24 protein-coding genes are annotated in these 22,064 nt (G+C 74.1%); 11 read left to right on the top strand and 13 right to left on the bottom strand.

The genetic code is table 11. The features are described 5' to 3' along the window. Positions 1-8 precede the first annotated feature (8 nt). The 5 genes from RF644_RS00990 to RF644_RS00970 all read left to right on the top strand — a co-directional run bounded on the left by RF644_RS00990 (position 9) and on the right by RF644_RS00970 (position 3,776). On the top strand, positions 9-971 hold the full coding sequence (locus RF644_RS00990) for an ABC transporter substrate-binding protein (protein WP_368794991.1): 963 nt from the start codon (positions 9-11) through the stop codon (positions 969-971). Positions 972-1,009: 38 nt separating this feature from the next. Beyond that, positions 1,010-1,804 carry an ABC transporter permease gene (locus RF644_RS00985; RefSeq protein ID WP_051063790.1) on the top strand — a complete coding sequence of 265 codons (795 nt, stop codon included), beginning with the start codon at positions 1,010-1,012 and terminating at the stop codon, positions 1,802-1,804. Continuing rightward, positions 1,801-2,574: an ABC transporter permease gene (locus RF644_RS00980; RefSeq protein ID WP_109268494.1), complete on the top strand. Its 774-nt coding sequence runs from the start codon at positions 1,801-1,803 to the stop codon at positions 2,572-2,574. The genes RF644_RS00985 and RF644_RS00980 overlap by 4 nt, the downstream gene beginning before the upstream one ends. Beyond that, positions 2,564-3,469, top strand: a complete 906-nt coding sequence (locus RF644_RS00975) for an ABC transporter ATP-binding protein (protein WP_249033728.1) — start codon at positions 2,564-2,566, stop codon at positions 3,467-3,469. The genes RF644_RS00980 and RF644_RS00975 overlap by 11 nt, the downstream gene beginning before the upstream one ends. Positions 3,470-3,563: 94 nt before the next feature. Continuing rightward, entirely contained in the window at positions 3,564-3,776 is a 213-nt protein-coding gene (locus RF644_RS00970) for a hypothetical protein (protein ID WP_017833937.1), read from the top strand. A 59-nt stretch (positions 3,777-3,835) separates the two neighbouring features. On the opposite strand, the gene RF644_RS00965 is transcribed toward RF644_RS00970, so the two are convergent. Beyond that, entirely contained in the window at positions 3,836-5,050 is a 1,215-nt protein-coding gene (locus RF644_RS00965) for a glycerophosphodiester phosphodiesterase family protein (RefSeq protein ID WP_368794990.1), read from the bottom strand. Between the two features lie 130 nt (positions 5,051-5,180). On the opposite strand from RF644_RS00965, the gene RF644_RS00960 reads away from it, so the two are divergent. Further along, the gene (locus tag RF644_RS00960) at positions 5,181-6,521 is read left to right on the top strand and encodes a hemolysin family protein (RefSeq protein WP_031283023.1); all 1,341 of its coding nucleotides are present in this window, start codon (positions 5,181-5,183) and stop codon (positions 6,519-6,521) included. Between the two features lie 55 nt (positions 6,522-6,576). Here the strand turns inward: RF644_RS00960 and RF644_RS00955 are convergent, their stop codons facing one another. Continuing rightward, positions 6,577-8,295, bottom strand: coding sequence for a thiamine pyrophosphate-binding protein (locus RF644_RS00955; RefSeq protein WP_368794989.1), 1,719 nt, complete (start codon positions 8,293-8,295; stop codon positions 6,577-6,579). Further along, positions 8,292-9,074 (bottom strand): cyclase family protein, encoded by a 783-nt coding sequence (locus RF644_RS00950; protein WP_017833452.1) that lies wholly within the window; start codon positions 9,072-9,074, stop codon positions 8,292-8,294. Before RF644_RS00950 ends, RF644_RS00955 begins: the two co-directional genes overlap by 4 nt. A gap of 285 nt (positions 9,075-9,359) precedes the next feature. Between RF644_RS00950 and RF644_RS00945 the strand changes: the two genes are divergently transcribed. Beyond that, positions 9,360-10,235 (top strand): shikimate dehydrogenase, encoded by an 876-nt coding sequence (locus RF644_RS00945; RefSeq protein ID WP_017833453.1) that lies wholly within the window; start codon positions 9,360-9,362, stop codon positions 10,233-10,235. A gap of 64 nt (positions 10,236-10,299) precedes the next feature. On the opposite strand, the gene RF644_RS00940 is transcribed toward RF644_RS00945, so the two are convergent. From RF644_RS00940 to RF644_RS00930, 3 genes are read right to left on the bottom strand one after another with little or no spacing between them, the layout of a single operon-like run. Beyond that, positions 10,300-10,647 (bottom strand): GNAT family N-acetyltransferase, encoded by a 348-nt coding sequence (locus RF644_RS00940; protein ID WP_368794988.1) that lies wholly within the window; start codon positions 10,645-10,647, stop codon positions 10,300-10,302. Between the two features lie 22 nt (positions 10,648-10,669). Beyond that, positions 10,670-11,680: a pirin family protein gene (locus tag RF644_RS00935; RefSeq protein ID WP_017833455.1), complete on the bottom strand. Its 1,011-nt coding sequence runs from the start codon at positions 11,678-11,680 to the stop codon at positions 10,670-10,672. Continuing rightward, a complete protein-coding gene (locus tag RF644_RS00930; RefSeq protein ID WP_354536330.1) occupies positions 11,677-12,237 on the bottom strand; it encodes a carboxymuconolactone decarboxylase family protein in 561 nt (186 codons plus the stop codon). The genes RF644_RS00935 and RF644_RS00930 overlap by 4 nt, the downstream gene beginning before the upstream one ends. 234 nt (positions 12,238-12,471) lie before the next feature. On the opposite strand from RF644_RS00930, the gene RF644_RS00925 reads away from it, so the two are divergent. Together RF644_RS00925 and RF644_RS00920 are read left to right on the top strand one after the other, a co-directional pair. Then, complete coding sequence (locus tag RF644_RS00925; RefSeq protein ID WP_109242937.1) at positions 12,472-12,768, top strand: DUF1540 domain-containing protein; 297 nt, start codon at positions 12,472-12,474, stop codon at positions 12,766-12,768. A gap of 149 nt (positions 12,769-12,917) precedes the next feature. Further along, positions 12,918-13,487, top strand: coding sequence for a hypothetical protein (locus tag RF644_RS00920; RefSeq protein ID WP_017833458.1), 570 nt, complete (start codon positions 12,918-12,920; stop codon positions 13,485-13,487). Positions 13,488-13,521: 34 nt separating this feature from the next. Here the strand turns inward: RF644_RS00920 and RF644_RS00915 are convergent, their stop codons facing one another. The 5 genes from RF644_RS00915 to RF644_RS00895 form a co-directional block, all read right to left on the bottom strand. Next, positions 13,522-14,025, bottom strand: a complete 504-nt coding sequence (locus tag RF644_RS00915) for a metallophosphoesterase (protein ID WP_368794987.1) — start codon at positions 14,023-14,025, stop codon at positions 13,522-13,524. 5 nt (positions 14,026-14,030) lie between these two features. Then, positions 14,031-15,101 carry a HoxN/HupN/NixA family nickel/cobalt transporter gene (locus RF644_RS00910; RefSeq protein ID WP_368794986.1) on the bottom strand — a complete coding sequence of 357 codons (1,071 nt, stop codon included), beginning with the start codon at positions 15,099-15,101 and terminating at the stop codon, positions 14,031-14,033. Between the two features lie 92 nt (positions 15,102-15,193). Beyond that, positions 15,194-16,546, bottom strand: coding sequence for a rhodanese-like domain-containing protein (locus RF644_RS00905; protein WP_368794985.1), 1,353 nt, complete (start codon positions 16,544-16,546; stop codon positions 15,194-15,196). A gap of 130 nt (positions 16,547-16,676) precedes the next feature. After that, entirely contained in the window at positions 16,677-17,063 is a 387-nt protein-coding gene (gene trxA / locus RF644_RS00900) for a thioredoxin (protein ID WP_368794984.1), read from the bottom strand. 92 nt (positions 17,064-17,155) lie between these two features. Next, complete coding sequence (locus tag RF644_RS00895) at positions 17,156-18,019, bottom strand: sulfite exporter TauE/SafE family protein (RefSeq protein ID WP_368794983.1); 864 nt, start codon at positions 18,017-18,019, stop codon at positions 17,156-17,158. A 250-nt stretch (positions 18,020-18,269) separates the two neighbouring features. On the opposite strand from RF644_RS00895, the gene RF644_RS00890 reads away from it, so the two are divergent. Both RF644_RS00890 and RF644_RS00885 read left to right on the top strand, forming a co-directional pair. Next, a complete protein-coding gene (locus RF644_RS00890; RefSeq protein ID WP_095651249.1) occupies positions 18,270-18,689 on the top strand; it encodes a DUF302 domain-containing protein in 420 nt (139 codons plus the stop codon). 121 nt (positions 18,690-18,810) lie between these two features. Beyond that, on the top strand, positions 18,811-19,353 hold the full coding sequence (locus RF644_RS00885) for a type 1 glutamine amidotransferase domain-containing protein (RefSeq protein ID WP_109242934.1): 543 nt from the start codon (positions 18,811-18,813) through the stop codon (positions 19,351-19,353). Positions 19,354-19,416: 63 nt separating this feature from the next. On the opposite strand, the gene RF644_RS00880 is transcribed toward RF644_RS00885, so the two are convergent. Together RF644_RS00880 and RF644_RS00875 are read right to left on the bottom strand one after the other, a co-directional pair. Further along, positions 19,417-21,021, bottom strand: coding sequence for an ABC transporter permease (locus RF644_RS00880; protein WP_368794982.1), 1,605 nt, complete (start codon positions 21,019-21,021; stop codon positions 19,417-19,419). Then, positions 21,018-21,974, bottom strand: coding sequence for an ATP-binding cassette domain-containing protein (locus RF644_RS00875; RefSeq protein ID WP_368794981.1), 957 nt, complete (start codon positions 21,972-21,974; stop codon positions 21,018-21,020). The genes RF644_RS00880 and RF644_RS00875 overlap by 4 nt, the downstream gene beginning before the upstream one ends. Between the last annotated feature and the right edge of the window lie 90 nt (positions 21,975-22,064).

Raw genomic sequence — 22,064 nt, 5'->3', positions numbered from 1 at the left:
GAGGCACGATGCGGCGACCGCTCATCGGCTTGGGAGCAGCAGGATCCGTACTGGCGCTGGCCGCGTGCGGCGGCGGCGACGGCGGAGGCGGCACGGAGGCCGAGGGGGAGATGCAGGCCGTCACCGTCGGCGTCATCCCCATCGTCGACACCGCCGCCATCTGGCTGGGCGAGGAGCAGGGCTTCTTCGAGGAGGAGGGAATCGACCTCGACATCCAGACCACCAGCGGCGGCGCCGCCGCCGTGCCGGGCGTGGTCAGCGGGGACTTCGACTTCGCCTTCGGCAACACCCTGTCCGTCATGGTCGCCCAGGGCGAGGGGCTGGACCTCAAGTACGTCGCCAACGGCACCACGACCTCGGGCGACACCGAGCGGGACTTCGGCGCCGTGGTGGTGCCCGCCGACTCGGACATCCAGGGCCCCGAGGACCTGGCCGGCAAGACGGTGTCGGTGAACAACCTCAACAACATCGGCGACACGACGATCCGCCACGTCGTCGAGCAGGCCGGCGGGGACCCGCAGAGCATCGACTTCGTGGAGGTCGGCTTCCCGGACGCCCCGGCCGCGCTCGACCGCGGCCAGGTGGACGCGGCCTGGATCCTCGACCCGTTCCTCACCCAGGTCCTCGACGAGGGCGCCCGCGCGGTGTCCTACAACTTCGTGGAGTTCGACCCGGAGCTCGACATCGCCGGCTACTTCACGACCGCCCAGAAGCTCGAGGAGGACCCCGAGCTGGTGGAGAAGTTCCAGAACGCCATGAACCGCTCGCTCGAGTACGCGAACGAGAACCCCGACGCGGTCCGGGAGATCGTCGGGACCTACACGGAGATCAGCGACGAGCTGCGCGCCGAGATGGCCCTGCCGCGCTTCCGCACCGAGTTCGACCGCGAGGCGCTGCAGAAGCTGGGCGACGCCGCCGTCGAGTACGGGACCCTCGAGCAGGCCCCCGACCTCGACGCGCTGCTGCCGTAGCCGTCCGCGGACCCGGCACCCGAGGGAGGGAGCACGACATGGCACGAAAGCGCACGGGACGGGCCTGGGGGCCCGGGGTTCTCGGGGTGCTGGGGATCCTCGGGTTCCTGCTCACCTGGGAGCTCCTGCCCCTGACGGGGATCGTCGACCCCCGGTACCTGCCCCCGGCCAGCGCCGTCCTGCTGGAGCTCGGGGAGCAGCTCGGCTCGGCGGGCTTCTGGCTGGCGGTCTGGCAGACCGTCCGGGCCTGGTTCCTCGGGCTGCTGATCGCCGCGGTCGCCGCGATCGTCCTGGGGCTGGTCATCGGCAGCAGCACGTTCCTGCGCCGGGCCACCCACAGCACGATCGAGTTCCTCCGGCCCATCCCGTCGGTCGCGCTCATCCCGCTGGCCGTCCTGCTGTTCGGCGTGCAGCTCGAGTCCACCCTGCTGCTGGTCGTGTACGCGTCCTTCTGGCAGATCCTCATCCAGGTCCTCTACGGGGTCGGGGACGTGGACACCGTGGCGCAGGACACGGCCAAGAGCTACGGGCTCGGGACGCTGGCCCGCGTCCGGTACGTCACGTGGCCCACGTCCCTGCCCTACGTGATCACCGGGCTGCGGCTCGGGGCGGCCGTGGCGCTGATCCTGGCGGTCACCGCCCAGCTCGTGATCGGCACGCCGGGGCTGGGCCGCGAGATCTCCCTGGCCCAGTCCGGCGGCGCCGTCACGGCCATGTACGCGTTCATCGTCACGGCCGGGCTGCTGGGCGTGCTCATCAACCTGGGGATGCGGGCGCTCGAGCGCCGGGCGCTGGCCTGGCACTCGTCCGTCCGCGGAGAGGTGGCGGTGTGAGACTCGTCAAGACCCTGGGCTACGCGCTCGCGCTGCCCGTCCTGCTGGTCCTGCTGTGGTGGGCCTACACCCTGACGACGACCAACTTCTACGTCCCGGAGCCGGGCGAGTTCGCCACGACGTTCGTGGACGTCTGGTTCGGCGACCGGTTCTTCGACGACGTGCTGCCGAGCATCGGCCGGCTCCTGGTGGGGCTGGCGCTGTCCATCCTGCTCGGCGTCGTCGCCGGGCTCGTCATCGGGTCGGTGCGCTGGCTGCGGAACCTGCTGGAGCCCGTGCTCGAGTTCTTCCGGGCGATCCCGCCGCCGGTGCTGGTGCCCGTGCTGATGCTGCTCATCGGCGTCAACGACCAGATGAAGGTGGTGGTGATCGTGCTCGGGTCCGTGTGGCCCGTCCTGCTGAACACCATCGAGGGCGTGCGCTCGGTCGACTCCGTCATGAACGAGACGGCGCGCTCGTACGGGATCCACGGGTGGTCGCGGATCGTCCACCTGGTGATCCCCGCCGCCAGCCCCCAGATGATGGCCGGCATCCGGCAGGCCCTGTCGATCGGGCTGATCCTGATGGTGATCTCGGAGATGTTCGCCTCGTCCTCGGGGCTCGGCTTCACCATCGTGCAGTTCCAGCGATCGTTCGCCATCCCCGAGATGTGGAGCGGCATCGCCGTCCTGGGTCTCATCGGGGTGGTGCTGGCGTTCGTCTTCCAACGTGTTGAACGCAAGGTCCTCGCCTGGTACCGGGGCCTGAAAGAGGTGGAGAATGCAGGCTGAATCAGGAAGCTCGGCAGTGGACGGCGGCGCGACCGCACCCCGGACCGGCACGGACGCGACCGCCACCGGGGTCTCGGACGCCGGCGCGGGACGCACCGGCGGGAAGGACGTGCTGCTGTCCGTGCGCGGGCTGCAGAAGATCTACCAGAGCGACCACGGCGACGTGGAGGCGGTCCGCAACCTCACGTTCGACCTCGGCCGCGGCGAGCTGGCGTGCCTCGTGGGGCCCTCCGGCTCCGGCAAGACCACGCTGCTCAAGTGCATCTCGGGGCTCATGGCGCCGACCTCCGGCGAGGTGCTGCTGGGCGGCGAGAAGGTGACCGGTCCGCCCAAGGACATGGCCGTGGTCTTCCAGGAGTACGGGCGCAGCCTGTTCCCCTGGATGACGGTCCGCGAGAACGTGGAGCTGCCGCTGAAGAACGCCAGGCTGGCCCGGGACGAGCGGAACCGGCTCGTGGAGGAGGCGATCGCCGCCGTGGACCTGCGCGGCGCGGACAAGAAGTACCCGTGGCAGCTCTCCGGCGGCATGCAGCAGCGCGTCGCCATCGCCCGGGCGGTCGCCTACCAGCCGAAGATCCTGCTGATGGACGAGCCCTTCGCCGCGGTGGACGCCCAGACCCGCGCCGACCTCGAGGACCTCATCCGGGACGTGTGGCACCGGATGGGCGTGACCGTGCTGTTCGTGACCCACGACATCGACGAGTCCGTCTACCTCGGCGAGCGCGTCATCATCCTCTCGAGCTCGCCCACCGTGGTCCAGGAGGACCTCCCGATCGACCTGCCCGACGACCGCGACCAGCTCACCACCCGCGGCCTGCCGCGGTTCACCGAGCTGCGCGGGCACGTCTACGAGGAGATCCAGCGCGCCAAGCGGGAGGCGGGCACGAGGGCCTGAGCCGGCCCGCGGCCGCGTCCGGAGCCGGTGCGCCCACTACACTGGGCCCACCGGCTCCGGAGCGCCCGGGGCCGTTCTCCCCGGGAGGCCCGCCATGAGCACCACCCCGTCCGACGGTCTGCGCGGCACCACCGCGCCGTGCCCGCGCTGCGGCGCCACCGGGTTCGAGCTGGTCTACGTGCAGATCATGCCCGACGACTGGGACCTGGCGCGCGACGTCGAGCTGGCGTCCCCGTCGATGATGCTGCCCGACGGGCGCGCCCCCGAGTTCTCCTGCCAGAACGGGCAGTGCCGCCACCTCTGGTGAACCCGGGCGGGCCCGCCGGTGGTCGCCGGCGGGCCCGCCCGTCGCGGGGGCGTCCCGGATCAGTTGGCGAAGACGTCCAGCAGCCGGCCGTTGTCCGTCCACAGGGCGACGGACTCGCCGCCGTTGTTGAGCACGGCGGAGGTGCCGCCGTTGTAGTGGGCGTCCTCCGTGCCGGTGCCCGGTCCGGTGTGCACGCGCAGCCGCCCGCCCGGGGCCAGCTCGTAGCCCTCGCCCACGGTGAGGACGTTGTTCGCGGCGTCGCGCAGCACGTACCCGCTGACGTCCACGGCGGTCCGGCCCGTGTTGGTGAGCACCACGTGCTCGCCGGTCTCGGGCTGGAGGTCGTCGCCGGGGACGTCGTTGACGGAGTCCTCGATCCGGATCCCGTTGTTCGCGGGGAAGGGGTCGCGCCCGTCCAGGTGGCGGGCCGTCTGGAGGGGGAAGTCGCCGGTGATCATGTCGACGCCGAGGTCCACCACGTGCTGGACCGCTTCCGGGGAGTTGACGGTGTAGACGCCCAGGGCCAGGCCGGCGGCGTCGACGCGCGCGACGTCGTCGGCGTCGAGGGTGCGGTAGTTCGTGCCCACGGAGTCCACGACACCGGCCCACCGCTCGATCGTGGCGGCGTCCGGGACGCTGCCGGTGAGCTGCTGCAGGGGCACGTCGGGGGCCAGCCCGGCGAAGGTCCGGTTGGACGCCTCGTCGAAGCCGATGACGGTGACCTTGTCCGCCGCGAGCAGCTTCGCCCAGTCCCGGTCCTCGGCCAGGGCGTCGGCCACGACCTGCTCGATGCCGGGGGAGTTCTGCGGGGACTTGATCTCGATGTAGACGCCGGTGCTGACGGTGGCGATCCGCGCGGCGTCGTCGAGGTGGGGGATCCGCTCCCCGGCGAACTGCGCGTCGAAGGAGGAGCCGGCGTCGAGCTGCTGCAGCTCGTCCCACGTGAAGGACGTGATCGGGTCGTCCTCGCGGCCGGGGAAGACCTCCTCGACGTCCGTGGTGCGCGCGGGGGTGCTGTCGTGGAACAGGAACGGCACGCCGTCGGAGCTGAGCTGGACGTCGATCTCCAGGTAGTCGACGCCGGCGGCGCGGGCGTCCTTGAACGCGGGGACCGTGTTCTCGGGGGCGGTGCCGGCGGCGCCGCGGTGCCCGACGACGATCGGGTCCTCGGTGCCGGACGGGGCGGCGGCGGCCGGCAGCGCCGAGCCGAGCACGGTCACGGCGGACAGGGCCGCGGCGGCGCCGCGCAGGGTGCGGGGGGAACGGGTGGTCATGACGGTGCTCCTCGTGCCTGGGGGGACAGTGCCCCTCCACCGAAGCGGAGCGCGGAGACGAACCGGTCAACGCGACGTGACGAGCAGGTGATCTCCTGGCGTCCCGGAGGCGGCCGGTACTGTGGTCGCCATGGACAACAGCACGATCGTGAACATCCTCCTGGTCCTGCTGTTCGTGGCCGTCGGGGGCGTCTTCGCGGGCACCGAGATGGCGATCGTGAGCCTGCGGGAGAGCCAGGTCAAGCGGATCGAGCGCTCGGGCCGCAAGGGCGCCCGGACCGCCGCCCTCGTCCGGGACCCCAACCTCTTCCTCTCGGCGGTGCAGATCGGCGTGACGGTGGCGGGGTTCTTCTCCTCGGCCTACGGCGCCTCGACGCTCGCCCCGGACGTGGCCCCCGTCTTCGAGCGGGCCGGTCTGTCCACCGCGGCCGCGGAGACCTCCGCGCTGATCGGCATGACCCTGGTGATCGCGTACCTCTCCCTCGTCCTCGGGGAGCTCGTGCCCAAGCGCCTGGCCATGCAGCGCTCCGTGGGCTTCACGAAGATCCTGGCCCCTCCGCTGAGCGTCTTCGCCACGCTCATGCGCCCCGTCATCTGGCTGCTGTCCGTGTCCACGAACCTCGTGGTCCGGCTCGTGGGCGGGGACCCGCACGCCGTCACCGAGGAGGTCTCGGCGGAGGAGATCCGGGAGATGGTCGTGGACACCCGGGGCATCGGGGCCGTCTCGCGCTCGATCCTCACGGATGTCTTCGAGGCGGGCGAGCGCCGTCTCGCCGAGGTCATGCGCCCGCGCCCCGACGTCCACTTCCTGGACGGCACCCTGCCCGTCACGGAGGCCTACCGCACGGCCCTGGCCCTGCCGCACTCCCGCTACCCCGTGCTCGGCACGAGCGTGGACGACGTCCTGGGCTTCGTGCACATCCGCGACCTCGTGGTCGCGGACCAGGACGGCGACGGGGTCATCGAGGCCCCGCCGCGGACCCTGCGGGACGTGGTGCGGCCCATCCCCTTCCTGCCGGAGACCAACCACGTGCTGCGCACCCTGCAGGCCATGCGCAAGGACGGGCACCACATCGCGCTGGTGGTCGACGAGTACGGCGGGACGGCGGGCATCGTGACCCTGGAGGACCTCGTGGAGGAGCTCGTGGGCGAGATCTACGACGAGTTCGACGCCGGGGTCCGGGAGCACGAGGACACGGTGCTGCGCGAGGGCGGGGCCGTGCTCGTGGACGGCGGGCTGATCATCCAGGAGGTCCCGGTGGAGGCGGGGCTCGTCATCCCCGAGGGCCACTACGAGACGGTCGGCGGGTTCGTGATGGACCGGCTGGGGCGGGTGGCGCGCCCGGCGGACGTCGTCGACGTGGACGGCTACCGGCTCGAGGTCCTGGCCGTGGACCGCAGCCGGGTGGAGCGGGTGCGGATCACCCGGCTGCGGCGGGACGCGGCGGAGGACGGCCGGTCCGGGGCCTGACCCGTCCCGGCGGGGCCCGTCCCGCCGGCGGTGACCTCGTGGCGCGGGAGCCGGGTCAGTGGCCCCGGAAGGCCTCGGCCAGCCACCACGCCCCGCCGTCGGAGGCGATCTTGGCGTCGATCACCAGGGGCCGGTCCCGGGGCCCGTCGAGCCAGGTGCGCACGGCGGCCAGGTCCTCGACGGAGCGAACGACCACGCCGTCGGCGCCGAAGCCCCGGCCGATCGCGGCGATGTCGACGTCCGGGAAGACCACCGTGTCCAGGGGCGCGTCCCCGTCACCGGCGAAGTGGTGCACCTCCGCGCCGTACGCGGCGTCGTCGTAGACCACGCAAACCAGCGGCAGGCCCAGCCGGACGGCGGTCTCGAGCTCGGCGATCCCCATGAGGAAACCGCCGTCCCCCGTGCCGAGCACCGGCAGCCGGTGCGGCTGCGCCAGCGCGGCGCCGATGGCCGTGGCCAGGCCCAGGCCCACGGACTGGAAGGCCTGGGTGAAGCAGAACCCGCGCTCGTCCGGCACGGAGAGGTACTGGCTGGGGTAGCCCATGAAGTTGCCGCTGTCGACGGCCACGACCCGCTCGGCCGGCAGCATCGCGTCCAGCTCGCGGGACAGCACCCGCGGGTCGATTCGCTCCGCCGTGGACAGGTCCTCGAACGCTACGTCCCGCCACCGGGCCTCCCGGGCGATCCGCGCGGCCAGCTCGGGCGTGCGCCAGGACGACGACGCCGGGGCGGCGGCTCCCGGCCCGGCCGCGCCCTCTGCTGCGGTGCCGCCCGTCCGCAGGTCGTCGTGCTCCAGGGCGGCGAGGACGTCCCGGGCGGTGAGCGCGCAGTCGCCCACGACCCCGAGGTCCAGCGGCCGGTCCACCGGCCGGTGCGCGCCCAGGGCGGACTCCTCGAGGTCCACCTGCACCACCGCGGCCTCCGGGCCCAGGAGGCGCCCGTGCCGGGTGGTCCACATGGTCAGGGCGCAGCCCCACGCCACCACGAGGTCGGCCGCCCCGATCAGCTCAGCGGTCGCCGGGGACGAGAAGCCCCCGGAGATGCCGAGGTCGAAGTCCTCGCCGGCGAACAGGCCCTTGGCCACCGCCGACGTCGCCAGCAGCGCCCCCGAGCGCTCGGCGAGGGCGGCGAGCTCGGCGCGGGCCCCCCGGGCGCCGCGTCCCGCCACGAACACCGGCCGGCGCGCGGCGGCCAGCATCCCCGCCAGGCGCTCGACGGCGTCGTCGTCCGGGCGCACGCGCGGCGCGGGCGGAAGTACGGGCACCACGGCGCCCTCGGGGGCGGGGGACGCCTGGACGTCGAGCGGGACGCTGAGCACCACGGTGCGGCGGTCGTTGCGGGCGCGCCGGACGGCCCGGGCGACGTCGGCCGCGGCGCTCGCGGGGGAGTGCACCCGCTCGGCCACCGCCCCCACCGCCCGGGCGAGGGCGTCCTGGTCGATCCGGAAGTTGGAGTGCACGGCCGCGGCCTGGGTGTCGGCGGTGAGCACGATCAGCGGGGTGCGGGACTTCGCGGCCTCGCCGATGCCGGTGGTCGCGTTGGTCAGCCCGCAGCCCTGGTGCGTGGTGACCACGGCGACGCGCCCACTCGTGCGGGCCCAGGCGTCGGCCATGGTCGCGGCGCCGTTCTCGTGCCGGGCGGCCGTGAAGGGCACGCCCGCCGCGATGAGCGCGTTGGTGAGGTGGAAGTTGCCGCTGCCCACCACGCCGAACGCGTGCCCCACGCCCAGCTCCGCGAGCGCACGGCCCACGAGCTGGGCGACCGTGCCGGTCACGCCCCGGCCCGCTCGACGAGGGCGAGCACCCGGGCGGGGCTGCCCGTGCCGCCCACGACCGGCAGGGGCGCGACCACGAGCTGCGCCCCGAGGACCGGCAGCCGGTCGAGGCGGCGCAGGGAGGTCAGCCCGTACTTGTCGTGGCCCAGCAGGTGGTGGTGGGCGGGGAAGGGCGGGTCGAAGCCGCCGGCGATGCCCGCGTCGATGCCGACGGTCTCCACGCCGAAACCGCTCACGTGCGGGTGGGCGGCGAGCCATTCGGCGGCGGCCACCGACGGCCCCGGGGCGTGCAGGCCGTCCGCGTCGGCGTTGAGGAAGCGCTCGGGGTCGTCCGCGCGGGCGGACCAGCCGGTGCGCAGGAGCACCCAGCAGTTCTCGGGGAAGCGCCCGTGCTCGGCCTCCCACCGCTCGAGGTGCTCGGGCTCCAGCAGGGCGTCCGCGTCCGCCTCCGCCTCGGCGGTGAGGTCCAGGACGGCGGCCGGCCCGACGAGCCGCGCCGGTTCGATCCGGTCCACCGACCTCCCGTCCCGGCCGGTGATCCAGTGCACGGGCGCGTCCAGGTGCGTGCCGGCGTGCTCGCCCAGGGTCAGGTCGTTCCACGCCCAGCCGGGCCCGGCCTCGTCGTAGGCGCTCACCGGGGTCATGGACAGGCCCACCGTGTTGGCGAACGGTTCCGGCAGCCGCAGGATCGGGGTGTCCCGGTCCAGGGGGGTGGTCAGGTCCACGACCTCCACGGTCCCGGCGGCCAGCGCCGCCCCCAGTTCGCCCAGCACGCTCATGACGTCACCCTCCGCAGTTCGTGGGCCCCGTCGGCGGGGCCGTGGCACATGCCTCGCCGCCCATTGTGCCCCGGTGCGGGCCCGGTGCCCCCGCGGCGGGAATCACTTCCACACTGTGGCATCCGTGTTCACACAGTGAGTGCAGAGCGGGTCCTGCGCGTGCTCCCGGTGTACTGTGATGGGCGTCCCAACGGCTCGCGATGCCCTCCGCGCCACCGGCACCGGTGCTGCGCCGAGAGCGGTCGGCGCGGCCGCGTCCTGACCGCACCCCGCAAGGAGCCCTGCATGAGCACCACCTCCGAGTCCTACCTCGTGGGCCTGATCGGCGACGGGATCACCCGCAGCCTCACCCCGCCGATGCACGAGACCGAGGCGCGGAACCACGGGCTGCACTACCTGTACCGTCCGGTGGACCTCGAGGTGATCGGCCGCCCGGGCGAGGACGTGGGGGAGCTGCTGCGGGCCGGGCGCGACCTCGGGTTCAACGCCTTCAACATCACGCACCCCTGCAAGCAGCTGGTCCTGGACCACCTCGACGAGGTCGCCCCGGAGGCGGCCGCGCTGAGGGCCGTCAACACGGTGGTGATCCGCGACGGGCGGTTCGTCGGCCACAACACCGACGTGTCCGGCTTCGCCGCGGGGTTCCGGGCCGTGCTCCCCGGCGCGGCCAAGGACCGCGTGGTCCAGGTCGGCACCGGCGGCGCCGGCTCCGCCGTGGCCTCCGCGCTGCTGAGCGCCGGCGTGCAGACCCTGCACCTGTTCGACGTGGACCCCGCCCGGGCGGGCGAGCGGGCCGCTGCCATGGCCGAGCTCTTCCCCGGGCAGCAGGTCGCGGCCGCCACCGCCGAGACGCTGCCGGAGCTGGTGCGCGCGGCCGACGGGCTGGTCAACGCCACCCCGGTGGGCATGCACCACCACCCCGGCACCCCCGTGGACCCCGGCCTGCTGGAGGCCCGGCAGTGGGTGGCCGACGTGGTCTACCTGCCGGTGGAGACCGAGCTCGTCGCCGCGGCCCGGGCCCGGGGGTGCCAGGTGCTCGACGGCGGCCACATGGCGGTCGGCCAGGCGGTGGACGCGTTCCGGCTCATCACCGGCGTGGAGCCCGACCGGGCCCGGATGCGCGCCCACTTCCTCGATCTCATCGCCGCCCAGCGGGGCTGAGCCCGGGCTCCCGTCCCGGCCGCCGCGGGCCGGCGCCCCCCGGGCTCCGGCCCGGGGGGCGGGCTCACTGCTGCTCGTGCCGCGGGACGGCGGCGAGGTGCTCGGGCCGCACGGCCACGGCGTACTGCTGGTGGTCGGGGTGGCTGTGCAGCCACTTCTTGATGTAGGGGCACACCGGGACGACCGTCAGCCCGGCCCCGGCGGTGTCGTCCAGGGCTTCCCGGGCCAGTCTCGAGGCCAGGCCCTGCCCGCCGTAGGCGTCGTCCACGGTGGTGTGGTAGAAGATCCGCTGCGGCCCGTCGGGGCCCTCGAAGGGCGCCCAGTGGGCCGAGCCGATGACGGTCGCCCCGTCGAGGAGCTCGTAGCGCTGCCGGCCGGGGTTGTTCCGCACCGTGACGGCGGAGGTGTCCATGGTGGTCTCCTGGGGGACGGGCTCAGCCGCGGGGCCGCAGCTGGACGGTGGGCAGCGGTGGGGCCGGCAGCGGGGCGGGCTGCTCCGCCGGGTAGGGGCCGAAGCGCGGGTACGGCGCCCCGTCCTCGTAGCTGCCGGAGGCCGGCGCGGGGGCCGGTTCGGCGTCGATCTCCGCCTGCCAGGCGGCGCGGTGGGCGACGACCTCCTCGTGGCTGCGGCCGACGAAGTTCCACCACATCACGATCTGCTCGCCCAGCGGCTCGCCGCCGATGAGCAGCAGCCGGACCGGGCTCAGGCCGGCCTCCAGCACCACGGGACCCTGCCCCACCGGGAGGCAGGCGAGGTGGTCCACCGGCACGGGGGCGCCGTTGAGCGCCAGGTCGCCGGTGTCGAGCAGCACGCCGTGCTCGAGGGCCGGGTCCAGCTCCAGCTCCAGCCGGGCGCCGGGCCGCAGGGTGGCCTCGGCGGCCAGCAGCGGCGGGGTGAAGGTGTCCACCGGGGAGGTGCTGCCGGCCAGGGAGCCGAGGAAGACGCGCAGCTCCGTGCCCTCCCCGACCACCGGCTCGGGGGCGTGGTGCTCGAAGGTGGGTGCCATGTGGCGGGTCGCCTCCGGCAGGGCGTACCAGAGCTGGACCCCGTGCAGCAGCGTGGTGCCGGGGGTGGAGAACTCCTGGTGGGAGATCCCCCGTCCGGCGACCATCAGGTTGACCTCACCGGGCCGGACGATCGCGTCGTAGCCGGCCGAGTCCCGGTGGGCGATCCCGCCGGTGAACAGCAGGCTCACGGTGGCCAGGCCGGTGTGCGGGTGCCGTGCCACCCGCATGCCCCCGGACTCCGAGACCAGGTCGGGGCCGTAGTGGTCGACGAAGCACCACGCCCCGATGAGGCTGCGCTGCCGCTGGGGCAGGGTGCGGCGCACGGTCATCGCGCGGGGCCCGCCCAGGGGCACCTCGCGCGGGGCCAGCAGCTGCGCGCCGGCCCCGACGGCCTCGGAGCACAGCAGCTCCTGCGGGTCCACGTCCAGGTTGGTCACGCCGTGCCCCCCGCGACGGTCGACGGGGTGCGCGGGGCGTCCGGTGCCGGCTCCTCCGCGGCCCGTTCTCCCGGGGGATGCCCCTCCGGCGCGGCCGCACGGGGGCGGACCCGGTGGCGGGAGAGGACGGAGACCCGGTTGAAGGCATTGATCGCCACCGCCGTCCACTGCAGGGCCGAGTACTGCTCGTCGGTCAGCTCCGCCCGGGCCACCGCCAGCTCCGCCAGCCGGGTCTCCTCGTCGGGCAGCAGGGCCACGGACTCCCCGATGGCCAGCGCGGCCCGCTCCAGGTCGTCGAAGAGCTCCGTCTCGCGCCAGGCGGGGAGCACCGCCAGCTTCTGCGCGCTCACCCCGGCCTCCACGGCGTAGCCGGTGTGCAGGTCGAGGCAGTAGGCGCACCCGTTGAGCTGGGAGACCCTGATGTTGAGCAGCTCCACGAGCGCCCGGGACAGCCCGGCGTCCTCGGCCGCGGCGGCGACCTTGCGCGCCAGGCCGTTGAGCGCCCGCCAGCTGCCGGGATCCGCCTTGTCGAGGTAGAAGTGGTCGCCGGCGCTCATGGGGTCTCCTCGGGGTCGTCGCGGCGCCGCCGGGCGGCACCGCCGTGCGTCCAGCGAATACCCCCCGGCGGTGCCCCGTCAAGGGCGGCGCCGCGGGGCCCCGTCGGCCGCCTCGCGGACATTGGGGCACGAAAAAATGCGCTATCCATCGTCCCTCGTGAGGCGCATCCTGGAAGAGCTTGTTCAGGCCGGGGCAGCAGGCTCCGGCCCGGAGATCCTCCCGGAGGAGAAGTCATGGCCACCACCGAGTTCGTTCCCGTCTCCGACTGCACCGTGGGGCAGTGCTCGTTCAACCACGACCACGAGTGCACCGCCCACGCGATCACCGTGACCGGGTCCTCCGGCCACGCGCACTGCGGCACGTTCATCTCGCTGGGCCCCGACGGCGGCCTGCCCACCGTCCACGCCGAGGTCGGCGCCTGCCAGCGGTCCGAGTGCACGCACAACGCGCACCTGATGTGCACCGCCCACGACGTGAAGATCGGCGCCGGCGCCGACGAGGCCGACTGCCTCACCTACCAGGCCGCCTGAGGACCGTCGGCCGCCCCGTCCCCGGCCCCGGGCACCTGACCGGGGCCGGGGTTCCCGCCTGTCCCGGGGCGGACGTGCCACCGCGCCCGGGGCGCGGGACAATGGAGGGGCCCGCGCAGCAGCACGGGGCGACGAGAGGACGGTGCGCCATGGACGAGGAGATCCGGCTCAGCGGGGCCGACCACCCGCACGTGCAGATCCCCCGGCTCGGGGAGCTCGACGCGGTCTGGGCCCGGCGGATCGTGCTGGCCGTCGTGGCGAGCCTGGTGGTCGGGCTGCTGGGCGGCATCGCGGCCGCGCTCCTCCTGGGCGAGAGGGGGCTGCTCAGCCCGGTCCAGTGGGGACTCGTGGTGGGCGGGGCGGCCCTGCTGGTCAGCGGCATCATCCTCTCGCTCACCCGGGCGGACGACGCGCCCCGCAACGACCTCATGGACGCCCGCGCCCGGGCGAGCAAGGGGCTGCGGACCTCGGTGCGCCGCGGCGCCGTCCCGCGGGACCCGGTCCTGCGGGAGATGCAGGACTACATGGCGGTGGAGATGGTGCAGTACGCCTGGCCGATCCTGCTGACCGTCCCGGGCATGGCGCTGGTGGTGTGGGCGCTCTTCGTGCCCGTCCCGGCCGTGCTGGTGGCGCTGCTGCTCGTACTGGTGTGGGCCGCGGTCCGGGTCAACGGGACCGTGGTGGGCCGGCGCTACTACCAGCTGCGGGGGCTGCTCTGAGCGCTCGGCCCGGCGGCGCCGGTGCCGCGGGGCGTCAGCGCGGCGGGAGGCGGACGAGCTCCACGTCGGTGAGCCGCCCGCCGTCGGCGACCGCCGTCAGATAGGTGCAGTGCGGCTGGCGCCGCCGGTCCGTGGGGGAGCCGGGGTTGAGCAGCCGAAGGCCCGCCGGGGTGGTGCTGTCCCACGGGATGTGGCTGTGGCCGAAGACCAGGACGTCGAGGCCGGAGAACGCCCGGTCCATCCGGGCCTCCCGCCCGGCGGCGGCACCGGTCTCGTGGACCATCCCGAAGCGCACGCCCCCGAGCGTCTCGCGGGCCACCTCGGGCAGCCGTTCGCGCAGCTCCGGGCCGTCGTTGTTCCCCCAGACCCCCACGAGGCGGGCGGCCCGCTCCTCGAGCCGGTCGAGGGTCGCGAGGTCGATCCAGTCGCCCGCGTGCAGCACCACCTCGGCGTCGTCGACGGCCCGCCACACCGCGGCGGGCAGGTCGCGGGCGCGCTTGGGGACGTGCGTGTCGGCGAGCAGGAGGAGTCGGACCATGACGATCAGCCTCGCACAGGGACCGGTCGTCCGTCGCGGCGGATCCGGTCCAGGCCCTTCGAGCCCAGCCAGACGACGCCGAAGAACACGATCACGGCCATGCCGAGGAAGTTGAGGTCGATCGCCGCGACGAGGGCGAGCGCGCCGCCGGTCGGCTGCAGGAGCTCGGCGAGCACGGACAGCAAGCTCGTCCCGCCGATCACGAAGGCGATGACGACGGAGACGGTGGTCACCGTGACGTTGTAGTTCAGCCGGCGGCGGGCGTCCACCGAGGCCCAGCCGTAGACCCGGTTCATCAGGATGCCGTCGGCGCTGTCGAACATCGTCATGCCCGCGGTGAAGAGCACGGGCAGCACGAGCACCGCGTACCAGGGCAGCTCGGGGGCGAGCCCGCCGGCCATGACGAACAGCCCGATGGAGGCCGCCGTGTCGAGGCCGAGGCCGAAGAGGAAGCCGACGGGGTACATCCTGGCCGGGCGGTCCACCATGCGGGTCACGGGGTGCAGCACGCGGTGCAGCACGCCCCGGTCGGCGAGGTGGGCGTCCAGCTCGGCGGCGTCCAGGGCGCCGGTGCGCGCCGCGCGGCGGGCCCGGCGCAGCCGGAGCAGCACGGCGAGGTTGAGCACCCCGGCGGTGACGAGGAACAGCCCGGAGACGGTGCCGCCCCAGATCCCCGCGGCCTGCCGCAGCCCGGAGCCCTCGTCCGCGAGGCCGCCGGCGAAGGCCTCCAGGCCGAGGGTCAGCAGCAGCACGGAGACGAGGACCACCGAGGAGTGGCCCAGGGCGAACCAGAAGCCGGTGGCCGCGGACTCCCGGCCCCGCGCCATCAGCGAGCGCGTCGCGTTGTCGATCGCGGCGATGTGGTCGGCGTCGAAGGCGTGCCGGACGCCCAGGGCGTAGGCGCTGAGGGCGAGTCCCACGAACAGTCCCGTTCCCCCCTGGGGGGTGTCGGTGCCCAGGACGAGGGCGAGCAGCGCGCCCCAGCCCGCGACGTGCAGGAGGACGACCGCGGCGCCGATGACGGTGACGCTGCGCCGTCCGGCGGCGGACGGGGGGACGGTGCGGGAGGTGCTCACGGCGGGCCTTTCGCTGGGCTGGGGCGGGCTTCGGGGAGGGGCTGGGGGAGGGGCCGCGGGGGCCGGGGCGCGCACCGGCCCCCGCGGCGGCGTCAGTTCTCCAGCGGCACGCCGGCCTCCTCGGCCTCGGCGAACAGGGCGTCGATGTGCACCGGGTCCTTGCCCGCGCGCTCGAGCAGTGACGCAGCCACGCCCGAGCGGTAGCCGGAGCCGCAGTGCACCCACAGCCGGCCCGCGGGCACCTCGTCCATCCGGGGCAGCAGCTCGTGCAGCGGGATGTTGACCGCCCCGGGCAGGTGCGACTCCTCGTACTCGTCCACCCGGCGGACGTCCAGGACGGTCTCGTCCTCGGGCCGCCCCTCGAGCATGCCCTTCCAGTCGACGCGCGGGTAGGAGGAGCGGGCCGCCCCGGGGGCGAGCTTCTCCGGGTCCTCGCCCAGCGCGGCGTCGGGGGAGTCGATGCCGATCCGCGACAGGTCCCGGATCGCGTTCTCGACGTCCGCACGCGACCCCACGAGGGTCAGCTGCCGGTCGTAGGGGAAGATCCAGCCCAGGAACGCGGTGAAGCTGGAGCCGTCGCCGTACTCGAAGCTGATGGTGCCCTTCAGGTGCTCGGCGGAGTAGGCCACCCGGTGGCGCAGGTCCACCACCCACTCGCCGGCCTCGAGGCGGGAGCGCAGCTCCTCGGGGTCCAGGGAGTCGGGCACGGACAGGTCCGGCTCGGTGGGGCCGGCGGCGTTGGCCGGGCCCATGTGCACGTAGTAGTTCGGGTACGCCGTGAGGTTGCTGATGAGCTCGGCGACGAAGTGCTCCTCGTCCGGATCGGTGTAGACGTGGTTCGTCCTGATCTGCTCGGCCAGCGTGGACTCGTCCGCGCCGGTGGCGGGGCCGGAGGAGCAGAAGGAGCCGAAGCCGTGGGTCGGGTACAGGGCGGCCTGCTCCTGCGCCTCGGCCGCGAGGCGGCGGGCGGAGGCGTACTGGTCGTGGGTCAGGCCCACCATGTGCTCGCGGCCCAGCAGGTCGGTGCGGCCCACGGAGCCGTAGAGGACGCTGCCGCCGGAGAACACGGCCTGCTCCTCGCCGTGCTCCACCACGAAGGACAGGTGGTGGTGGGTGTGGCCGGGGGTGGCCACGGCCTTCACGGAGAGCTCGCCGACCTGCACGGTCTCCCCGTCGGCGATCGGGGTGCGCTCGAAGGAGACGTCGTCGGCGGCGTTGACGAGGTAGGCCGCGCCGTGCTTCCGGGCGTAGAGGCAGCCGCCGGTCAGGTAGTCGTTGTGGATGTGCGTCTCGGCCACGTGGGTGACCTTCACCCCGGCCTGCTCCACGGCGGCCTCGACGCGGTCGATGTCGCGCTGGGCGTCGATGACCAGCGCCACCTGCCCGTCGTGCACGAGGTAGCTGCGGTCCCCGAGCTGGGGGGTGTCGATGACGGTGACGTCCATGGTGCGTTCCTCCTTGGTGGTGCCCCGCGGCGCGCCGCGGGGCGTGGTGACGGTATCGGCGGGTTGTTACGGGAGTGTTCCAGGGGCGGGGCCACAGCGGAAGCGACGTGCCGGGGACCCGCGCCGCGGCTCAGGCCTGCTGCCCGGCCTCCTGCCCGGCCCGCTGCCGGGCGAGCTCGGCGTGGACCTCGGCCATGTCGAGGCCCTTGACCGCGGTGATGACCTGCTCGAGCCCGGCGACGGGCAGGGCGCCCGGCTGGGAGAACACGAGCACGCCCTCGCGGAAGGCCATCAGCGTGGGGATGGAGCTGATGCCGGCGGCGGCGGAGAGCCGCTGCTCGGCCTCGGTGTCGACCTTGGCGAAGACGACGTCCGGGTGCTTCCCGGAGGCGGCCTCGTAGGTCGGGGCGAACATGCGGCAGGGGCCGCACCAGCTCGCCCAGAAGTCCACGAGGACGATGTCGTTGGACTCGATGGTGGGGGCGAAGTCGGCTTCGGTGATGTCGATGGTGGCCATGGGGACCTCCTTGGTCGGTGATCTCGGTCGGTGATCTCGGAATCGGTCGTAGCGGACGGTGTGCGGAAACGGTGGGAAGAAGAGGGCGAGGGTCAGGCCGTGAGGGGCGTGCGCAACGGACACCTCGGGACCGCGAACCAGCAGACCGTGGCGGCCAGGGCCGCGACAGCGGCAGTGATCCCGACGGCGAGGCCGGCCGCGCCGGGCAGCTCCTGGACCAGGACGAAGACGCCCATGACCAGGACGAAGATGCCGAAGCCCTTGCGCAGGGCGGCCTCGGGGATGCGACCGGCCAGCCGCGCCCCGGCGAACGAGCCGGCGACCGCGGCGACGGTCACCGCGCCCACCAGCGCCCAGTCCAGGGAGACCGTGGTGAGGTAGCCGGCGAGGCCGGCGAAGGACTTCATCGCGATGACCACCAGGGAGGTGCCCACGGCCACGGGCATGGACAGCCCGCCCAGCAGGGCCAGGGCCGGGACGACGAGGAACCCGCCGCCGGCCCCCACCAGGCCGGTGACGAGACCCACGACCAGGCCCTCGGCGACGACCTTGCCGACCGGCAGCTCGCCGTCGTGGGTTGTCGCGGTGCTGTTCTTGCGGCCGCGGATCATGGCCAGGGAGGTCGCGACCATCATCAGGGCGAAGGCGACCATCAGCACGGTGCCGGGGATGTAACCGCCGGCCAGGCCGCCGAGGAAGGCCCCGGCCATGCCGGCCGCGCCGAAGACGAGCCCGGTGCGCCACTTCACGCGCCGGTTGCGGGCGTGGTTGACGGCGCTGACGGCGGAGGTCACCCCGACGACGAACAGGGAGGCCGCGATGGCCTCCTTGGGGTCCAGCCCGGCGACGTAGGTGAGGATCGGGACGGTGAGGATGGATCCGCCGCCGCCGAGCAGACCGAGCGAGAGCCCGATCAGCACCGACAGCAGGAGGGTCAGTACGAGGGTGACGGTCATGGTGCGTGTCCTTTGCTTCCCGCCGGCCGGGGCGGGTGGTCAGGCCGTGGAGGGGTGCCGGGCGCTCCGCCCGGCGTTCGTTCCGAGTATGGCAGATACCCCAGGGGGTATTCAACTACCCCCGGGGGTATCGAGGCCGGGCGCCGGTATCGCCCAGCGAGAACCCGGCCGTCCCGCACTTCCCTTTCCGGGCCCCGCGTGCCAACAGTGGAGTCCTGAGCAGGAGCCCGGACCGAGAAGGAGCGCAAGCATGAGCTACACCAACGCCGTCGTCGTCCCGCTGCCCTACGCGGAGGCGGTCGAGCGGACGCGGGCCGCCCTGGCCGAGCAGGGCTTCGGCATCCTCACCGAGATCGACGTGCGCGCCACCTTCGAGAAGAAGCTCGGCGCCGAGGCCGCCGAGGGCGTGGGCGACTACGTCATCCTCGGCGCCTGCAACCCCGGGCTCGCCAGCAAGGCCCTGGCCGCGGAGCCCCAGCTCGGCGCGCTCCTGCCCTGCAACGTGGTGGTGCGCCGCGGCGCGGACGCCGGCTCCTCCACGGTCGAGGCCATCGACCCGCAGACCATGGTCCAGCTCAGCGGCAGCCCCGCCGTGCAGGAGGTCGCCGACGACGCCGGCGTCCGGCTGCGGGCGGCGCTCGACGTCCTCGGCGGTCTCCGGTCGCAGTAGCGGCCGCGGCCGCGGCGACCCGGCACGGTTCCGCCGGACCGGCGGCTCCACCGGAGCCGCAGGTCCACCGAACGGACAGATCCACCCCATCCACAGATCCACCGCACCCAGGAGGCAGTCCATGACCACCGACATCACCGGCAAGAAGATCGCGTTCATCGCCACGAACGGCGTCGAGGAGCCCGAGCTCACCGAGCCGTGGAAGGCCGTCCAGGAGGCCGGCGGCACCCCCGTGCTCCTGTCCCCGGAGCAGGGCACCATCACGGCGATGCAGGGGGACTGGGACCGCGCCGGCAGCTACGACGTCGACGGCACCCTCGCCGCGGCGAAGGCCGAGGACTTCGACGCGCTGGTCCTGCCCGGGGGCACCCTCAACGCGGACACCGTGCGCACGGACCAGGACGCCCTGCGCCTGGTCAAGGAGTTCGACGCCGCGGGCAAGCCGATCGCGGCCATCTGCCACGCCCCGTGGATCCTCATCGAGGCCGGGCTCGCGCAGGGCAAGCGGCTCACGTCCTACACCTCCCTGGCCACGGACCTGAAGAACGCCGGGGCGGACTGGGTGGACGAGGAGGTCGTCGTCGACGGACGCCTCGTCACCTCCCGCAACCCCGGTGACCTCGAGGCCTTCAACCGGGAGGCTCTCACGCTCTTCGCCGGTTGATCAGCGCCGCCGGGCGACCGGCCCGCCGCGGAACCGCCCCCGCGTCGGTGCCGGCCCCGCGGCTCAGGCCACGAGGTCCCGGCGGCGGAACCCGGCGGCGGCCGCGGCCAGGAGGGCGAGCGCCAGCGCGGCGAGACCCAGCAGCGGAGCGGCCTCCCCGTCCTCGGAGGGCACGAGCGGCGTCAGCTGCACGGGGGAGAGGTTCATCGCCGCCTCCGGCAGGTCGAGCAGCAGGCCGAACCACGAGACGAAGACCACGTACGCGACCACGGCCCAGCTCAGCGCGGCGAACCGCGGGACGAGTCCCACCAGGGCGGCGGCGACCCCTGCCACCACGAGCACGGCCGGGGCGTAGGCCAGGGCCGCCAGGGCGAGCTCGCCGGTCCAGCGCAGGTCCCCGGTGGTGGCGGTGACCCCGGCGCCCAGCGCGGCCCCGGCCAGCAGCAGGGCCAGGAGGGCCTCCACCACGACCACGGCGAGCCAGCCGAGCACCCAGCGCACCCGGTCGAGGCCCGTCGAGAGGAGCAGGGCCGTGCGGCCGGACTCCTCCTCGGAGCGCAGGCGCAGCACGCCCGAGACGGCGAACGCGACCACCCCGAGCGCGAGGTAGGACAGCGTCGCGGCGGCGAAGGACTCGGTGAGGGCGTCGAGGTCCATCACGAGCCAGTCGGTGATCGACGGGATGTCCGCGATGCTGTCCTCCAGCGAGTCGGCCAGCGAGCCGAAGGCCAGGCCGAAGAGGACGAGCCCGGCGGTCCACCCGAGGAACGTGCCGCGCAGCAGCCGCCGCGCCAGCCCGGTCGCGGAGAGCAGGCCCGCCCCGGCAGCCGCGGGCCCGGGGCGTGCCGGCCGCAGCCCGGCGCCCAGGTCCCGCCGCTGGGCCAGCAGCACGGCCGCCACCAGCAGCGCCGCCGTGAGTGACGCCGAGAGCGCCAGCGGCCACCAGCGCAGGTCCACGTAGAGCCGGGTCTGCTGGGCCCAGGCGATCGGCGAGAACCAGGACAGCCACGAGCCGGTGGGCTCGACGACGTCCCCGATCCCGCGCACCAGGAAGGCCGCGCCGAGCACGGCCATCGCCGTGCCGGAGGCGGCCCGTGCGTGCTCGGTGAGCTGGGCGGTCAGGGCCGCCACGGCTCCGAAGACCAGGCCGGTGAGCGCCGTGGCCACGCCCCACGCCACGGCGTCGACCCCGCCCAGGCCCGCCGCGAAGAGCCCGGCGGTGATCCCGGCGCCGACCGCCGCGTCCGCCACGGCGACCGCACCCAGGGCGGCCGCCGCCGGGGCGAAGCGGCCCACCGGCAGCGCGCGGACGACCTCGAGCCGCCCGGACTCCTCCTCGGCGCGCACGTGCCGGCTCGCGAGCAGGATGCTCATGATCGCCGTCGCCACGAGCACCGACAGGCTCAGCTCGTTGACCGTCATGGCGCCCAGCGTGTAGTCGTCCGCGCCGAAGGCCGGGCCGGTCATCATCACGGCGGACGGGTTGTCCAGCAGGGCCGCCCGGGCCTGGCGGGCCTCGCCGTCCGGGAACGTCTCCTCGAGGGCGAGCACCGTCGCGGACACGGTGCCGGTGAGCGCGAGCACCCACACGAGGATCCGGACCCGGTCCAGGCGCAGGTTGAGCCGGAACAGCCGGCCGGTCGCGGCCCACGGCTCGGCGGTCCTCATCGGGGCGACCGCACGTCCCGGCCGGCGCCGCGCCCGGTCCCGTCCGGGGCGGCGGGCTCGGCCGGGCGGTCGCCGTAGTGGCGCAGGAAGAGCTCCTCGAGCGAGGGTGGGGTGACGGTCAGGTTCTGCACGCCCAGGTCCGCGAGCGCCCGGAGCACCTCGGGGACCCGGGCGTCGTCGACGTCGAAGCCCAGCCTCCCGTCCTCGTGCACGAGGTGGTGCACGCCCGGCAGCCCGCCCAGGCGACCGGGGCCGGCGGAGGTCGTGGCCGTGACGGCGGAGCGGGTCAGGTGGCGCAGCTGGGCGAGGGTGCCGCTCTCCACGTCCCGTCCGGCGCGGATGATGGTCACGGTGTCGCACAGCTTCTCGACCTCCGCCAGGATGTGGCTCGAGAGCAGGACCGTGCTGCCCTGCCCGCTCAGCCGGCGCACCTCGTCCGTGAACACGGCCTCCATGAGGGGGTCCAGCCCGGAGGTCGGCTCGTCCAGGACGTACAGCTCCGCCTCGGCGCTCAGGGCGGCCACCAGGGCCACCTTCTGCCGGTTGCCCTTGGAGTAGCTGCGGGCCTTCTTCGTGGGGTCGAGCTCGAAGCGCTCGACGAGCTCGTCGCGGCGGCGGCGCCGCCGCCGTCCGCCGCGGATGCCGGTGAGCAGGTCCACGATCTCGCCCCCGGTCAGGTTGGGCCACAGGTTCGTGTCCCCGGGGACGTAGGCGGTGCGGCGGTGGATCTGCACGGCGTCCCGCCAGGCGTCCAGGCCGAGGACGGTGGCCGTGCCCGCGTCCGCCCGGAGCAGGCCCAGCAGCACCCGGATCGCCGTGGACTTCCCCGAGCCGTTGGGACCGAGGAAGCCCGCGACCTGCCCCGGCGCCACGGTGAGGTCGAAGCCGTCCAGGGCCGCGGTGGGGCCGAAGGTCTTGACGAGCCCGCGGGCCTCGATCACCGGGGTGTCCATGGGTGCTCCTGACGGGTCGGGGCCGGCGGCGTCGCGCCCGCCTGCTCCTCACGGTAGGCACCGCCCCGGTGCCGGACAAGGAGGCCCGGG

The sequence above is a fragment of the Kocuria sp. CPCC 205258 genome, from assembly GCF_040981005.1.
GTDB lineage: Bacteria > Actinomycetota > Actinomycetes > Actinomycetales > Micrococcaceae > Kocuria > Kocuria rosea.
Note: the sequence above shows the minus strand (reverse complement) of the source record. Positions and strands in the feature narration are given on the sequence as shown.

What these genes read in the sequence shown, in the direction of transcription:
- RF644_RS00990 (WP_368794991.1), top strand. Translation starts at nt 9, where the DNA reads ATGCGGCGACCGCTCATCGGCTTGGGAGCAGCAGGATCCGTACTGGCG.
- RF644_RS00985 (WP_051063790.1), top strand. Translation starts at nt 1,010, where the DNA reads ATGGCACGAAAGCGCACGGGACGGGCCTGGGGGCCCGGGGTTCTCGGG.
- RF644_RS00975 (WP_249033728.1), top strand. Translation starts at nt 2,564, where the DNA reads ATGCAGGCTGAATCAGGAAGCTCGGCAGTGGACGGCGGCGCGACCGCA.
- RF644_RS00970 (WP_017833937.1), top strand. Translation starts at nt 3,564, where the DNA reads ATGAGCACCACCCCGTCCGACGGTCTGCGCGGCACCACCGCGCCGTGC.
- RF644_RS00965 (WP_368794990.1), bottom strand. Translation starts at nt 5,050, where the DNA reads ATGACCACCCGTTCCCCCCGCACCCTGCGCGGCGCCGCCGCGGCCCTG.
- RF644_RS00960 (WP_031283023.1), top strand. Translation starts at nt 5,181, where the DNA reads ATGGACAACAGCACGATCGTGAACATCCTCCTGGTCCTGCTGTTCGTG.
- RF644_RS00950 (WP_017833452.1), bottom strand. Translation starts at nt 9,074, where the DNA reads ATGAGCGTGCTGGGCGAACTGGGGGCGGCGCTGGCCGCCGGGACCGTG.
- RF644_RS00945 (WP_017833453.1), top strand. Translation starts at nt 9,360, where the DNA reads ATGAGCACCACCTCCGAGTCCTACCTCGTGGGCCTGATCGGCGACGGG.
- RF644_RS00940 (WP_368794988.1), bottom strand. Translation starts at nt 10,647, where the DNA reads ATGGACACCTCCGCCGTCACGGTGCGGAACAACCCCGGCCGGCAGCGC.
- RF644_RS00930 (WP_354536330.1), bottom strand. Translation starts at nt 12,237, where the DNA reads ATGAGCGCCGGCGACCACTTCTACCTCGACAAGGCGGATCCCGGCAGC.
- RF644_RS00925 (WP_109242937.1), top strand. Translation starts at nt 12,472, where the DNA reads ATGGCCACCACCGAGTTCGTTCCCGTCTCCGACTGCACCGTGGGGCAG.
- RF644_RS00920 (WP_017833458.1), top strand. Translation starts at nt 12,918, where the DNA reads ATGGACGAGGAGATCCGGCTCAGCGGGGCCGACCACCCGCACGTGCAG.
- RF644_RS00915 (WP_368794987.1), bottom strand. Translation starts at nt 14,025, where the DNA reads ATGGTCCGACTCCTCCTGCTCGCCGACACGCACGTCCCCAAGCGCGCC.
- RF644_RS00905 (WP_368794985.1), bottom strand. Translation starts at nt 16,546, where the DNA reads ATGGACGTCACCGTCATCGACACCCCCCAGCTCGGGGACCGCAGCTAC.
- trxA (WP_368794984.1), bottom strand. Translation starts at nt 17,063, where the DNA reads ATGGCCACCATCGACATCACCGAAGCCGACTTCGCCCCCACCATCGAG.
- RF644_RS00895 (WP_368794983.1), bottom strand. Translation starts at nt 18,019, where the DNA reads ATGACCGTCACCCTCGTACTGACCCTCCTGCTGTCGGTGCTGATCGGG.
- RF644_RS00890 (WP_095651249.1), top strand. Translation starts at nt 18,270, where the DNA reads ATGAGCTACACCAACGCCGTCGTCGTCCCGCTGCCCTACGCGGAGGCG.
- RF644_RS00885 (WP_109242934.1), top strand. Translation starts at nt 18,811, where the DNA reads ATGACCACCGACATCACCGGCAAGAAGATCGCGTTCATCGCCACGAAC.
- RF644_RS00880 (WP_368794982.1), bottom strand. Translation starts at nt 21,021, where the DNA reads ATGAGGACCGCCGAGCCGTGGGCCGCGACCGGCCGGCTGTTCCGGCTC.
- RF644_RS00875 (WP_368794981.1), bottom strand. Translation starts at nt 21,974, where the DNA reads ATGGACACCCCGGTGATCGAGGCCCGCGGGCTCGTCAAGACCTTCGGC.